The sequence below is a fragment of the Marinobacter sp. C7 genome, assembly GCF_022343555.1.
Lineage (GTDB): Bacteria > Pseudomonadota > Gammaproteobacteria > Pseudomonadales > Oleiphilaceae > Marinobacter.
Map to the genome: position 1 here is coordinate 1 of NZ_JAKQZH010000041.1, position 663 is coordinate 663.

Annotated in this window: 1 protein-coding gene; it reads right to left on the reverse strand. The window is 65.2% G+C overall.

The features are described from left to right. The coding region (locus MD273_RS18590; RefSeq protein WP_239039264.1) for an NAD-glutamate dehydrogenase domain-containing protein at nt 1-663 on the reverse strand (663 nt) is incomplete at both ends.

Here is a 663-nt window from a genome sequence, read left to right on the forward strand (position 1 = left end):
CGGAAATGCCGCTTTACCGCCTCCCAGGCGCCGCGGGCGGTGATGCCCATCTTCTTGTGGTCGTAGCCGGCCGAGCCGCCGGAGGCAAAGGCATCGTCCAGCCAGAAATCCGCCTCCTGCGCCAGCGCATTGGCCGTATCGGAGAAGGTGGCCGTGCCCTTGTCGGCGGCGACAACGAAATAGGGATCGTCGTCATCGGCGCGCAGCGTATCTGCCGGCGGCACCACCTCGCCATCGATGATGTTGTCTGTGATCGAAAGCAGCGTGCGAATATAGCTCTTGTAGGCCTCGCGGCCGGCGTTGAAGACCTCCTCGCGATTGCCACCGGCGGGAAGCCGCTTCGGATAAAAGCCGCCCTTGGCGCCGACCGGAACGATGACGGCGTTCTTCACCTGCTGCGCCTTCACCAGGCCCAGCACCTCGGTGCGGTAATCCTGGCCGCGATCCGACCAGCGCAATCCGCCACGCGCAACCTTGCCGAAACGCAGATGCACGCCCTCGACCTCCGGCCCGTAAAGGAAAATCTCCCGGAACGGCCGCGGTTGCGGCAGGATGGCGAGCGAGCGCGAGGCGAACTTGAAGGCAAGGTTCGGCCGCGGTGCACCGGCCTCGTCGCGCTGGAAATAGTTGGTGCGCAGGGTCGCGTCGATGAGCTTGACGAAC